Annotated in this window: 11 protein-coding genes; 7 read left to right on the top strand and 4 right to left on the bottom strand. The window is 67.2% G+C overall.

Features of this window, described 5'->3' with window-relative positions:
• Position 1 precedes the first annotated feature (1 nt).
• Complete coding sequence (locus EV192_RS39950; protein WP_132123872.1) at positions 2–559, bottom strand: SLATT domain-containing protein; 558 nt, start codon at positions 557–559, stop codon at positions 2–4.
• A 227-nt stretch (positions 560–786) separates the two neighbouring features.
• Here EV192_RS39950 and EV192_RS39945 point away from each other — a divergent pair, with 227 nt between their 5' ends.
• Positions 787–3267 (top strand): aegerolysin family protein, encoded by a 2481-nt coding sequence (locus EV192_RS39945; RefSeq protein WP_165960874.1) that lies wholly within the window; start codon positions 787–789, stop codon positions 3265–3267.
• 68 nt (positions 3268–3335) lie between these two features.
• Here EV192_RS39945 and EV192_RS39940 read toward each other — a convergent pair whose 3' ends face one another.
• On the bottom strand, positions 3336–5195 hold the full coding sequence (locus EV192_RS39940; RefSeq protein WP_132123870.1) for an ABC transporter ATP-binding protein: 1860 nt from the start codon (positions 5193–5195) through the stop codon (positions 3336–3338).
• A 70-nt stretch (positions 5196–5265) separates the two neighbouring features.
• Complete coding sequence (locus EV192_RS39935; protein WP_132123869.1) at positions 5266–6057, bottom strand: SDR family NAD(P)-dependent oxidoreductase; 792 nt, start codon at positions 6055–6057, stop codon at positions 5266–5268.
• Positions 6058–6177: 120 nt separating this feature from the next.
• Between EV192_RS39935 and EV192_RS39930 the strand changes: the two genes are divergently transcribed.
• The 6 genes from EV192_RS39930 (at position 6178) to EV192_RS39905 (ending at position 12450) form a co-directional block, all read left to right on the top strand.
• Complete coding sequence (locus EV192_RS39930; protein WP_132123868.1) at positions 6178–6774, top strand: TetR/AcrR family transcriptional regulator; 597 nt, start codon at positions 6178–6180, stop codon at positions 6772–6774.
• Between the two features lie 14 nt (positions 6775–6788).
• Positions 6789–9014: an ATP-binding protein gene (locus EV192_RS39925; protein ID WP_132123867.1), complete on the top strand. Its 2226-nt coding sequence runs from the start codon at positions 6789–6791 to the stop codon at positions 9012–9014.
• Positions 9015–9615: 601 nt separating this feature from the next.
• Positions 9616–10254, top strand: a complete 639-nt coding sequence (locus EV192_RS39920; protein WP_341770970.1) for a hypothetical protein — start codon at positions 9616–9618, stop codon at positions 10252–10254.
• Positions 10244–11113 carry a hypothetical protein gene (locus EV192_RS39915; RefSeq protein ID WP_132123865.1) on the top strand — a complete coding sequence of 290 codons (870 nt, stop codon included), beginning with the start codon at positions 10244–10246 and terminating at the stop codon, positions 11111–11113. Before EV192_RS39920 ends, EV192_RS39915 begins: the two co-directional genes overlap by 11 nt.
• Positions 11091–11636, top strand: coding sequence for a GTP cyclohydrolase II (locus EV192_RS39910; protein ID WP_132123864.1), 546 nt, complete (start codon positions 11091–11093; stop codon positions 11634–11636). The genes EV192_RS39915 and EV192_RS39910 overlap by 23 nt, the downstream gene beginning before the upstream one ends.
• Positions 11623–12450: a hypothetical protein gene (locus EV192_RS39905; protein WP_132123863.1), complete on the top strand. Its 828-nt coding sequence runs from the start codon at positions 11623–11625 to the stop codon at positions 12448–12450. The genes EV192_RS39910 and EV192_RS39905 overlap by 14 nt, the downstream gene beginning before the upstream one ends.
• A gap of 212 nt (positions 12451–12662) precedes the next feature.
• Here EV192_RS39905 and EV192_RS39900 read toward each other — a convergent pair whose 3' ends face one another.
• Positions 12663–13781, bottom strand: coding sequence for a DUF5925 domain-containing protein (locus EV192_RS39900; protein ID WP_207926573.1), 1119 nt, complete (start codon positions 13779–13781; stop codon positions 12663–12665).
• Positions 13782–13793 lie beyond the last annotated feature (12 nt).

Raw genomic sequence — 13793 nt, 5'->3', positions numbered from 1 at the left:
CCTATCGCTGCCGGCCGGTGGGCTGCCGTACCTCGGCGGCCCGGATCGTCTCGTGGAACTCGGCGGACCACTGCGAGGTCTCCGTCTCGATCATCCCGGCGAGCAGCCTGCCGTACTGCTTGAGCAGCCCCCACTGCTCGCTGTCGTCGGCGCCGCGGCTGCGCAGGCTGGCGAACTCCAACTGCAGCACGAGAAGCTGCGCGTTGAGCCGCATCGCCGCGTTGACGTAACGGGTCCACGCGCTGGAATATCCGAAGTACCTGTCAATGAGCTGCAAACCGCCGGCCAACGCGAGCAACAAGTAACCGACGGAACTGTTGACCCCGCCGATCAGCCCGGCGTTGGCGACGAGCGGAACCGCACCACCCACGACAGCGAGCACCAAGGACACCAACCGCAGCACCTTGGAGTAAAGGCCTTTCCGGACCTTCTCCAGCAGGTACCACGAGATCGTCTCGGTGAAGTGCGCGCGCAACTGCTCGTACGCCTGCAGCGCTGAGACAGGCGTGCCATCGTCGGCACCGAGCCGGAACGGGTCCAGGTCTCCTCGTGAGTTCATCGTCGTCTCCGGTCTCTCCCGCCATGGCAATCCGAGACATCGAGCAGCACAGATGTCCCGTTACGCCGAAAACAGGGTTGTCGGGCACCCGTTATCGAACCGGTCATCCGATGAGCACCGCCAGTGGGAACGGGCGGCTGCCCTTTCGACCGTCGCCCGCCCGGGTGATCGCGGGCAACATCGCAGACTGGCCCGTCATGGGCCGAAGCGATTCTGAGGGGGACGTTGTGAGATCTTTTCTGTCCAGGCTCCCGGTGATCCTGGGGGTGATCATCCTGGCCGTCCTTGGCTCGGTCAGTCCGGCCAACGCGGGGGACGCGCGCAGCGCCGCGGTCATCATCAACAACACCACGGACGCGACGCTGGTCGGCATCCACAAGAATCTCGACCACGGCTGTTGGGAGACGGAGCCGCCGGCCACCATCGGTCCACACCAGACAGTTCTGTGGAAGACCGTCTCCTGTGGCTTCATGACCGGAACCGAGGGCGACGTCGACTACGGCGTCAACAGCAAGGACGGCGACCAGCTGCATGTGCACTGGGACATTCCGTGGTCCGGTGACAACAGCTTCGACGGCAACACCTCGGTGTTCTACAAGGTCACCCACGGCGGGAGCGAAGAGGGCAACCGCAACGCGACCACGACGTTCACGTTCGACTGCAGCTCACAGACCTGCGACGGCATTCCCGACGACTGGAAGCAGCACGGGACCACGTTGGATCCAGGCGACGGCAGCGGGGCGAAGTTCATCGACCTGCCCGCGATGGGCGCGGACGTCAGCCGGCCGGACGTGTTCCTCCAGCTGGACTGGATGGCCGACGACAAGCACAGCGAGAAGATCGACCCGGCCGCGCTCAGGAAGATCGTGCAGGCGTTCGCGAACGACCCGGCGCCCAACCGGAACGGCACGCACGGCGTCAACCTGCACATCGACCAGGGCCCGGACAGCGTTCTGGACTACGCCACCGGTCGCACCTGGGGCAACCTGAGCCGGGCGAGAGTGCTGCCGTGGTCGGAACACTTCATGACCGAGGTCGGCACGACCGGCCGGCCCGACTTCACGGACTTCGACAACGTCATGAAGCAGCCCGGCGGGTTCGTCAGCACCGGCCGGCAGAAGCTGTTCCACTACGTCATCTCCGCGCACCGGCTGGCCAACATCGCCAACCTCGGCGGGTACAGCCAGACCATTCCGGGCAGCAAGATCGCGTTGGGCCCGTGGGGCATCTTCACCAACGGCGCGTCCGTGGACGAGCAGGCGATGGTGCTGATGCACGAACTGGGCCACGATCTCGGGCTGGGCCACGGCGGCTTCGAGGGACTCGACGGGAAGCCGAACTACATCAGCATCATGAACATGGCCTACCACGGTGACCGCGCGATCACCCGGAACGGGCAGGACTGGACGTTGGACTACTCGCGGGCCACCGGACCGACGCTCGACGAGACCGACCTCAACGAACCCGCCGGCCTCGGCTCGTACGCCAGCACGGATTACGTGGTGCATTTCTGCGCGGGCGGCACCGGCTGGGTCCAGGTGCGCGGCGACGGTCCGATCGACTGGAACTGCGACGGAGTCATCAACCCGTACGACCCCCAGCACGTCAACAAGATCGGGTACGACGTCAACGACGACAAGCAGCAGACGTCGTTGCGGAGCTTCAACGACTGGGAGCACTTGTACTTCCGGGGCGGCGGGATCGGCCACAACAGCGCCTCCGCGTTCATCGAGCAACCCCTGGTCGACGAGGGTGACACGGCTCAGGTACTGCCCGTCGACACGACCGCGCCAGTCACCACGGCGTCGGTGGATCCACCGGCGAACACCAACGGATACAACAACTCGGACGTCCACGTGGCACTGTCGGCGACCGACGACATCTCCCGGGTGGCCCGCACTGAGTACACTGTGGACGGTAGTGGGTGGGTCGGCTACACCGGCCCGGTCCCGGTCACCGGGGAAGGCGTGCACACCGTCCAGTACCGGTCGGTCGACCACGCGCAGAACGTCGAGCAGCCCAGGACGCTGACCGTGAAGATCGACAAGCACCCGCCGGTCACCACGGCCACGCTCGATCCGCCGCCGAACGCGGCGGGATGGGGCGCGTCGAACACCACCGTGCACCTCAAGGCGGCGGACGAATCGGGTGGGTCCGGAGTGGACAGCGTCACCTACTCCGCCACTGGCGCCAATCCCATCGCCGCCACCACGGTGCCCGGTGCGACCGCCGACCCCGTGATCACCGGCGAGGGCGAGACAACGCTCACGTACTACGCCACCGACCGGGCAGGCAACGTCGAGTCCGCGCACACGCTGACCATCCGGGTCGACAAGACCGCACCGACCTCGACGTTCACCACGGCCAACGAAGCGATCTTCGTCGCGGTCGCGGTCGGCACCCCGCCCGGCAGCGACCCGTCAGGGCAGTTCGTCGAAGGCACCGCGAGCGACCCGACATCCGGCGTGGACAAGGTGAAGGTCACGTACACGCCGGAACTGCTGGGCAGCCCGTCGACCGTCGACGCGACCGTCTCGTGCACCGACGCCACCCGGCACTCGTGCACCTGGAAGGTGGCCCCGCCCACTGGCATCGGCCGCTACCGGGTAACCGTCTCGTCGACCGACCCGGCCGGGAACGTCGAACAGCCGGCCAAGGCGATCCACGTCACCGTCGTGCGGCTGCTGCCGTCGACGAAAGCCAAGTAACGCATGGTCAGACCCAGGCCTCGGCGGCCACGGCCGCCGAGGCCTGCTGCCGTCACGGACCGACCCGGCTAGGCCGGTTGGTAGGCAGAGGCCTGGACCGAGTACAGGGCGGCGTAGGGGCCGTTGGCCGCCATCAGGTCCAGGTGGGTTCCTTGCTCCACTATTCGGCCTTTGTCCAGGACGACGATCTGGTCGGCGTGTCGGATGTTGGCCAGGCGGTGGGTGATCAGGACGGTGGTTCGGTCGGGTTCGGTGGCGAGGGCGCGCAGTGAACGGAACACCGCGTCCTCCGCGTGGGCGTCCAGGGCGGCTGTGGGTTCGTCCGCGACCAGGATGGGGGCTTGGCGGTAGATTCCTCGGGCTACCGAGATTCGTTGCCATTGGCCGCCGGAGAGGTCGCGGCCGCCGGTGAACTGTTTGGAGAGCACCTTGTTCTCCGCCAGGAGGTCCGCGGCTCCGGCCTGGGTCGCGGCGGCTTTGACGGCTTCTTCGTCGTCGCGGGACAGGCGGCCCATTCTGATGTTGTCGTGGACCGTCATGGGCCAGCGGGCCGGTTCCTGCATCACCATCGCTATCCGGTCGTACACCGAGTACTCGTCCGCTTCGGTCAGGTCCGTGTCGTCCCACCGGACGGTTCCCTCGGACGGCAGGTACAGGCCGGTGATCATCTTGGCCAGGGTGGTCTTTCCCGATCCGTTCTCGCCGACCAGGGCCACTATCTGTCCTGAGTGGATGGTCAGGGAGATCTCGTGCAGCGCTGGTTCGGGTTGGCCGGGGTAGGTGAACGACACGTTGGCCAGCTCGATCCGGGCCGGGGCGGCCGGCGCCGTGATCGTGGAGGTCGGCCGCGTCCGGGCCGCGGTCTGCTCCAGCAGCGTCGTGTACAGCTCCAGGTAGAGGGTGTGCTCGTAGAAGAAGTTGACGTTGAACATGGTGGCGTTCAACGATGTCGACGCCATCCGCATCGCGACCACCGCCGCGCCGGCCAACGCCAGCGGCAGGCTGTTGGCGTGCAACAACAGGCCCAGGATCAGGAAGCTCGCCCCGGTGCCCACCCCGGCCGCCGCCCGGCCGGCCAGCCGCACCCGGGTCCTGGCCAACTCCAGGCGTTGGGTCTCCGCGGTGAGCTGCCGGCCGATCCGCTGGTACTCCTCCACCAGTGCCGGACCGGCCGTGCAGGCCCGCATCTCCGCCGCCGTCGCCCGTTCGGTCACCAGGCCGCTGGCGATGGACTGCCGTCGGTTCCGCGTCACCATCCGCAGATAAGACTTGTACGACAGCTTCGCCGCCCGCGCCGACGCCCACACGGTCGGGACGACCGCGAGCAACACGACCGGCGCCAACAACGGGTGCAAGAGCCCGACCGTCACGATCGCCGCCACGAGCTGAACAGCCGAACCGCAGATGTCGGCGATCGCGTCGATGCTGTACTCGATGCTCCGCACACCGTCTTTCATGCACTGCCGCAGCAGGTCCGCGTAGTCGCTGTCCTCGAACGCGATCAGGTCCACCCGGGCGACCGCGGCGTGGATGTTCTCGTGCACGGACTGCTCCACCCGAGGCTTCAACACCGCCTCCGCCGCCGCGCTCGCCGCCTCCAGCAACGCCCTCGCCGCGTACGCCGCCACGACGACACCGACCGCCGGCAAACTGTCGACCACGTTCACCGACAACGAACCCGGCGCGAGCAGCACGTTCAACACGTCCGCCGTGGCGAGCAGGCCGAACGCGGTCACGCAGCCCGTCACGATCTTCAGCAGGCCCGTCACCAGGCTCAACTTCCGGGACGCGCGCATCGCGAGCCCGATCACCACCCTGGCGTTCGCCGGCAGGGCCTGGACAGTCCGCCACAGGCCAGCGTCAGCCACCCGCTGGTCCACGGCTGTCCACTGCGGAAGGTCGACCTCGTCCACCCCGACAAGCGCCACGGCACCCCCCTGGTCAAGTAGTTCCAGGGTGCCTGAAGCGCGACCGAATATCCACGCGTTTCCAGGGGGTTCAGGCGGACTTCAGCACCCCGCCGTCAATCAGGTAGTCGGTGCCGGTGATGTTGTTGGGCGACGCGGCGAACACGATCAGCCGAGCCACCTCGTCCGGCGTCGACACCCGCCCGGTGGCGATGTTGAGGGACTTCGTGAACTCGTCGGTCAGATCCTGGTGCGACACGCCACGGGCCTGCGCGATCCGGCCGAGGAAGCCGTCCGAGTCAGTCCAGACACCGGTGCTCACCGGCCCGGGGGAGATGGTGATCGCGCGGACGCCCTGGCCGCCGTACTGCTCGGCGATCACCTTGGTGAGCGCGTTCAACGCGGCCTTGGTGACGTTGTAGTTGGCCGGGCCGACGCCGACCTGGCGGGCGCCGATCGAGGAGACGTTCACGATCACGCCACCACGTTCGGTCAGGCTCGGCAGGGCCGCCCGGCTGGCCCGTAAGGCGCTGTAGAAGTGCAGGTCGAACGAAGTCTCCCAGTCCTTGTCGGGCAGCTCGGTCAGGCTTTGCAGCGCGCCCCTGACCAAGTCCTCGCTGTCACCGACACCGACGTTGTTCACCAGCAGGTCGATACCGCCCAGCTCGGCCAGCGCGGTGTCGATCAGCCGGCCCGGACCGTCCGGTGTGGACAGATCGACGACCACGGGCACGGCCGCGGTCTCCTTCAGCTCCGGCGTGATGGTGCGCGAGCCGGTGACCACCCGCATGCCCTCCGCAAGCAGCAGGCGCACCGTAGCCAACCCGATGCCCTTGCTACCGCCGGTGACGACCGCGGTCTTCCCGGCCAGTTGCAGATCCACGAAAGTTTCTCCTTTGTTGGACCGATCGGTCTCAGACCGTTCGGTCCGAATATTGGCGCTGATGCTGGACACGTGTCAACGACTGGAAACGGACCGACCGGTCTGATAAGGTCCGCGCGTATGGCCCCACGCAAGCGCGGTCCCGAAGTCCGGGAGCACATCCTGGACGTCGCCTCGCACCTGTTCGACGGGAACGGCGTGCGCGCGGTCGGGATGCAGCAGATCATCGACGAGTTCGGCTGCGGCAAGGCGTTGCTGTACCGGGAGTTCGCGAACAAGGACGACCTGATCGTGGCGTACCTGCAGCGGTTCACCAAGAACTGGGAACGGGTCCGCTCGTTCGCGGACGAGCAGTGCCCGGACGACCCGGCGGGCCAACTGGTCGCGATCGTGAGCATGGTCGCCGAGTTGGTGACCGTCCCCGGTTTCCGGGGGTGCCCGGTCCGCAACACGCACGCCGAGTTCCCGGACGAGGACCACCCCGCGCACGCGGTCTCCGTCGCGTACTACGACCACGTCCTCGCCAGCCTGATCGACCTGGCGAAGCGCACCGGCGCCGCCGATCCGCGCACGCTCGCGGACCGGATCATGCTGATCATCGACGGCCTGAACGCCAGCGGCGCCGCCCGTGGCCGGGAAGGCTCGGCACCGGCCGGGGTGGCGTTCGCCCGCGATGTGGTCAAGCAGGCGCTCACCCCGCTGGCGAACCCGGCGTAACGTAGATTCGAGACGTGCCCAGTTCGGCGTTCAGCAAAGAACTCGAACGGCTGCTCGCCGTTCGTGGGCTGTCCTGGCGCAAACTGTCCGTGCTGGTCGGATACACCCCGGGCTGGCTGAGCAAGATCAAGAACGGCGTGCCGCCGTCCGCGGACCTGGCGCGCCGGTGCGACGAGGTCCTTGAGGCCGGCGGCCAGTTGGTCGCGTTGGCCTCGGTACGCGCGGTTCGGCCGGCGCAGATGCCGGCGTCGACCGCGAGTTTCGTCGGACGGCGGGCGGAACTGGCCCGGATCGCCCAGGCCCTGGTCGTTTCCGGCGAGCCAGGGACGTTGCGGGCCGTCACGGTCGAAGGGCCGCCAGGGGTCGGCAAGACCGCGCTGGCGCTGCGGGCGGCGCGGGATGTCGCCACCCGGTTCGCCGACGGCCACCTGTACGTCGACCTGCACGGCCATTCCAGCGGTGTGCCGGTGGAACCCGGGCAGGCGCTGGAGGAGTTCCTGCGCGCCCTCGGTGTGCCGGCCGGGGAAATCCCGGTCGGCTTGGCGCACCGCGCCGCGTTGTTCCGGTCGGTGCTGTCCGAGCGGCACGTGCTCGTGGTGCTCGACAACGCGGCGAGCTTCCGGCAGATCGAGCACCTCCTGCCCGGCGCGTCCGGCTGCGCGGTCGTGGTGACCAGCCGCAACCGCCTGTCCGGCCTGTCCATCCGCACGGACGCGGCGCGGGTCGTGCTCGGCCCGTTGACCAGCTGTGAGTCGACGGACCTGTTGCACACGGTCATCGGCACGGACCGGGCGACGGCTGAGGCGACAGCGTTGGCCGACCTGGCGCGGCGGTGTGCGTACCTGCCGTTGGCGTTGCGGATCGCCGCGGACCACGTCATCACGCATCCGGACAGGTCGGTCAGCGACCTCATCGAAGACCTCGCGACCGACGGCCACTTGGAGGTGCTGTCCGCCGACGAGGCAACGGCCGTACGCAAGGTCTTCTCGTGGTCGTACCGGACCCTGGACGCGCCGACGGCCCGGATGTTCCGGCTGATCAGCCTGCATCCCGGACCGACGATCAGTGTGCCAGCGGCCGCCGCGCTCACCGGCCTCACCGTCGGCAAGGCCCGCCCCCTCGTGGACGCGTTGGTCCGTGCGCACCTGATCGAGCCGATCGCACGTGACCGCTACCGGGTGCACGACCTGCTGCGGTTCTACGGGTCGGAACGCGCTCAGCACGAGGACGCGGACCGCGCGGAAGCGATCCGCCGCCTGACCGACTGGTACCTGCACACCGCGGCGGCCGCGAACGAGAGCATGACCCCGTTCCGCGTACACGTTCTCAAGCTGGAGGAGCCATCGGTCCAGCTGTCTGTCCAACCCCAGTCCTTCCAGGACTCGATGGCGGCGATGCGGTGGTGTGACACGGAACTGTTGAACTTCGTGCCGATCAGCCGACTGGCCGCGGCGCACTCGCTGCCGGCGACGGTGTGGCGCCTGCCGATCGCCCTGTTCGACTACCTGTTGCTGCGCAAGCCATGGGGTGTCTGGGTGACGACCCACGAGCTCGGCCACAGCGCCGCGGTGTCCCTTGGGGACAGTCACGCGGCCGCGTGGGTCCAGACCAATCTCGCGGTCGCGTGCCGGTGGCTGCGCGACTTCGAACGGTCCGAGCGGCTGTACGCCGAAGCCATGGCCGTCCGGGTGGACATCGGCGACCTGCACGGCCAAGCGTGGGTCCTGGAGGGGCTGGCGGCCCTGGCGATGGACCGCGGCCAGGTCGAGCAGGCCCGTGACCACGCCGAACGCGGTCTGGAGATCTTCGCCGCGCTCGGCGACCGGGAAGGTCAGGCCGCCGCACTGGTCGCCCTCAGCGAGGTGCACCTGTCGAGCGCGGACCTCGACCCCGCCCTCACCGCCGCCGAGGAGGCGCTGCGGATGTGCGAGGACATGGCCGACCTGTACGGGCAGGGCCGCAAACTGGTCAAGGTCGCGGATGTGCACGCCGCCTTGGGACACCCGACCGAAGCGCTGTCCTACGTCGACCGGTCACTGGCCGTCCGGCGGCGGGCCGGCGACCAGTGGGGCCAGGCCGACTCGCTGACCCGCCAGGGCGACATCCTGCGCGACCTGGACCGCGTCCCGGAAGCCCGCGACTCGTGGCGGACAGCTCTGGAGCTGTACCAGGATCTCGCCGACCCCCGCGCCGCCGACCTGCGGACCCGGCTGCTGGCCCACGACCAGAGCGCGCCGTAGTCACGGACAGCGATGGTCGCCGATGCCGGCCGGGTGACATCCGACCCGATTTCGGGGTTAATAACGGACAATTTCGTGACACGGATTCGATAAAGATGATATTCGTTACCTGATCGACTTCGTCATCACCGAAGACTCACAGTTATTGGCCGTTCGCCAAGGATCCTACAACCGTACGAACGGTCCTGCAGCACTTGGGGTAAGCGCAACATCGGTGGGAGTACGCGCGATATAGTCGTGACCAATCAGGTAGTCGGCTGCCCACCAGGATGGTCACATGGCGGCGTTGGCATTGCCCGTACCACCGGACATGACGCACTCGGTCACCATAGTCGGTGATCTACGGATGGACATCAGTGTCCAATTGGGCAGTTACGATTTCGGACCGGAGTGTGCGCGGTACACCTCTTACCGGGACATGCTGGTCACCCCGGGAGGCACCGCTCTGGTGATGTGCCGCGCGTTCGCGCCGCACTTCGACAGCAGGCACGTGGTTTCGGCCGTGGGGACCGACAGTTATTCCGAGTCGCTACGGTCCGCTGTGCACGAGGTCGCCACGGACACCACCATCAGGGAGGTCGACTCGCCGAACGGGCTGACCGTGGCGCTTTTCCGCGATTCCGCAGGTCTGGTTCCCAAGAGTCGGTACTCGATGGCCAGTCCGAGATCACCGTATCTGTCACTCGATCGGGACTGGGTACACCACAACCTGACACCCGCGCTCGACTCCGATATCCTCACGATGGACTGCCTCCTGCTCACCGCGCCGGAGTCGATCACGGTCGCACATTCGATCGCTCAGGCGGCGAGGCTTTCGAACTGCCTCTTCGCGGTCGATGTCGTCCCCCACAATCTGCTCGACTACGTGGACCGGAACGAAGTGGTACGCCTTCTCGCCGAAGCGAATCTGGTCACGGTCGAACTGGACACCCTGGCGCAGATGTTCGGCGCGTATTCGCAGCCGAGTGGCACCAGGGCCGAGGCGGAGCGCCTGTATCGCAGGCTGCGGCCGCACCTGGCCCAGCGTCACTGGGTGGTGATCCGGTTCGGGGCGCTCAACATCGAACACTCGATCAACTTCTCCTCCGAAGGACAATCGTGGGGTACCGATTCCGGGCCGGAGATCAGATCCGGTGGCTATCCATCCGGAAGCGCGATTTCCGGATTCGAGTACGAGTCGGTCGTCACACAATGGAAGCGGGAACGTGATACAACAGCAGCAGAACACCATGGGCGGTAGGACGTGCCGGGGCCCGGTCGACCCGCCTCGCGGGCCCGGTGTCGTCCCGGAAGTTCGCCACATCTGGGTGCAGCGTGACGGCTTCGTCGAGTACAAGACCTGGTTCATCTTCAGTTGGGAGATCACCGGCCGCGCACTCGACAAGCTGTCCGCGTTCCTCACGACGGAGAAACTTCGCTTCCGCGACAACCAGGTGACGCCGGAACGCCTGCGACTCGCCGCGACTGACTACAGTTCGCTCACCACCGAACTCCCGGAACTGCCGCCAAGGCTGGCGGTGGTGCCGGCGTCCAGGCTCGCGTCGATGGGTACGCGACTCGTCACGGACGGGCGGGTCACGTACGGCGACAGCGTGGGCGGGCTGTCGCCGTCGGCCACCGGTGACGTCGACGCGGGTCTTCGTCAGCGCATCGGGCCGCGTGACGAGGTGCTCTTCAGCCCGGGGGTGTTGGCCAGGTTGCGATGCGAACTGCCGGGCGGGCCGGGTTACCTGTTCCAACTGGCGGTGAAGAACCTCCGCAAAACCGGCTCGATCTTCTACAAGGCGGTGGGCGGGCACCTCAAGTTCCATCCCGCCTTTGACGATGTCATCGGTGACCTTGACCTCAGGGTGAAGCGGACCGGGCAGGTCCAGGACACGCGCGACCTGGTGTTCCGCGTTCGGGGGGACCGGTTTCCGGACGTGATCGACCTGTTCGAGCACGAGGTCCTCGGGACCGGCGACGAAGGGCTGTTCGTCGCGCCGGTCAAGAGCATGTACGAGGAACTATGGGAAGAAGTCGGGCCGACGGAGACGAGCGACGGAGTGAGCCTTTTCTCTGACTTGGAGATGCGGAGTGATTTTGTTAGCACAAGATAGCATCTCGACCCGGCACGGCACGTTTCGGGAGAGTCTTTTCTACAACGGACTGTCCCAGTCGGTCGCCCTCACGGTCGGTGAAATCGCCGGGGCGAGCCGCCTGTTATGCCGTATCCACTCGTCGTGTCTGTCGGCCCACGGATTCGGTTCGATATCGTGTGACTGTTCCGCCCAGATGGACCACGCCCAGGCCGAGGTGGTCCGGGCCGGGCGCGGCATCATCGTGTGGCTGGAACAGGAAGGGCGCGGCAACGGGCACCTGGCGAAGATGCTCGCGGAGCCGGTCAAGCGCCGGGGGCTCCCGCAGGGCGCCGCGTACGAAGCCGTCGGATTCCAGGCAGACGCGCGCGGCTACACGGACGTGGTGGAGATTCTGCGGCACTTCAAGGTCGTCTCGGTGGCCCTGCTCACGAACAACCCGTTGAAACGGGCTTTTCTGGAGAAGTCGGGTATCACCGTGTCCGACGTGTTCCGGGTGCCGAGGAGGGCTGAGTCGAAAGGGGTGCGGTGTGACTTCAGCTGACGCCGGAAACGAATTGTCGACCGTGGCCAAGGGGCTGGCGGCGAAACCAGCCTACCTGCTCATTTTCGGGGTGTCCTTCCTGTTCGCCACCGGCTCCGGCGCGGGCTTCACCGCGGGACTCACCAACTCGGCGCCGGTCATCAGCGTGACCAGCGCGGTCGTGTTCGTCATCGCACTCATCTCCTGTTTGGTCACCGCGTACAAGTCGATCACCCTGGGCGAACAACGCGCGCTTGTCACGGGTGACCTGAGACCAGCGGTCCAGGCCACCGACGAAACGGACCCGGTGACCGCTGGAAAGATCACCGCCGCGTTCCCGGCGAGCCTGGACGAGGATTTCCGGAACGCCACCGAAACGCTGCTGATCGGAATCCACCAAAGCCACATCCTGATCCGCTACTACGACGTCATCCAGGAAAAACTGCGCAAAGGCGAACACATCCGCGTCCTCCTCCTCGACCCGAAATGCGACGCCGCGATCCACATGACCGCGATGCGCTTTCCCGGCGGGGCGTTGGACCAGCAGGAACAGTCGAGGGTCGAGTCGGCGCTGGCGAAGTACCTCGCGATCCAGGAGCGCTATCCGCGGCTGGTGGAGATCAGGGTGATCCCGTTCCTCCTGCCGTACGGCGGTTTCCTGTTCGACTGGAGCACCGGCGAAGCCACCGCGTACGTCCAGCGCTACACGTTCCGGGTGCAGGGAGGCGCGCTCAAGCCGAAGTTCTTCCATCAGGGCATCGGGAACCAGTGGCTCCAACTCCACCGCGCGGAGATGCTGGCGATGTGGGACGCGGCGACTCCAGCGACAAAATGACGCCGCGACTCCCGGCCGGCGGCTGTCGCCGGCCGGGAGCACGTTCCTAGTGGCTCGTCTACCAAGGTTGCTGGGTTTATTCGGCGGATCCAGGTTTCCGCTGGGCGTGCGGCCGGACCGGGCTCGTACCGGGCGTACTCGCCCGGTTCGGCCGTGCGGTCAGCGGGAAGCTGGGCCGTCGAGAAACCCGGCGAACCTTGGTAGACGGGCCACTAGAGGTACATCCCCGTGGGCATGTCGTCCACCTCGGCCACCACCGGCGCCAAGTTGTTGCGCAGTGCGAACAACTCCGCCAGCGTCGCCCCTTCCGGGCCGACCCCGGGCCGGCCCAGCCACGCCTCGGCCTCGTGCCGCGGCATGGCGCCGACCTCGATCTGCGCCAGGCAGCGTCCCGGGCGGGTGACCGCCGGGTGCAGCCGGGACAGGTCCTCGTTGGTGGTGATCGCGACGAGCGTCCGGCAGCCCTGGCCGAGCAACCCGTCGGTGAGGTTCAGCAGCCGCGACAACGCCTGCCCGGTGGACTGCTTGGCGTCCCCGCTGATCAGTTCGTCGCAGTCTTCCAGGATCAGCAGCCGCCACTCCTTCTTGTCGTCGGAGTTGTCGCTGACAGCCACGTCCATCAGGTACGTCGGACTCCCGAACAGCCGTTCCGGATCGAGCACACAGTCCACTTCGCACCATTCGCGCCACGCCTGCGCGAGCGCACGCAGCACAGTCGTCTTACCCGTGCCAGGCGGGCCGTGCAGGAGCATCAGGCGACCGGCCAGCTTGCCCGGCCGCATCGCCATCAGCTGCTCGATCGCGCCGGCGGCGTTCGACGGGTAGTTGCGGCTGATCTCCGGCCATGTCGGCGCGTCGATCTCGCGGGTGCGCCGGCGGGGGCCGTGGTCGCCGAGGTGCCAGAAGCCCATGGTGACCTGGCCCTGCTCCTCGGTGGGCGGCTCTTCGACCCCGTCGGTCGCCTGGGCGAGCACCCGCGCCGCCAACTCGTCGTCGACGGCGGTGACCGTCACCGAGCCGTTCCGGTTCTCCCGCCACAGCAAGGTGAGCGCCACCCACCCTTCGCCGACGGCGAGGACAGCGTTGCGGTTCTCGTCCTGGACGGTCCGGATCACCGTGGCCCCGACGGGCAGCAACGAAGCCTCCGCCCGCACCCGCTTCAGGGACTTGGTGTGCGCGGCCTTGTGCTCGCCGGCGGCGAACCGCGCGATCAGCAACGCGTCGAGCACGTCGATCGGTGAGTCGGCGTCGTCGAACTGCAGCCGGACCGGCAGCACCGAGGCCGGGTCTGGCTGAATGACGTTCCGCAGAACATGCAACTGCTGTGACACACCGAAGATGAT

The organism is Actinocrispum wychmicini (assembly GCF_004345645.1).
GTDB classification, from domain to species: domain Bacteria; phylum Actinomycetota; class Actinomycetes; order Mycobacteriales; family Pseudonocardiaceae; genus Kibdelosporangium; species Kibdelosporangium wychmicini.
Note: the sequence above shows the minus strand (reverse complement) of the source record. Positions and strands in the feature narration are given on the sequence as shown.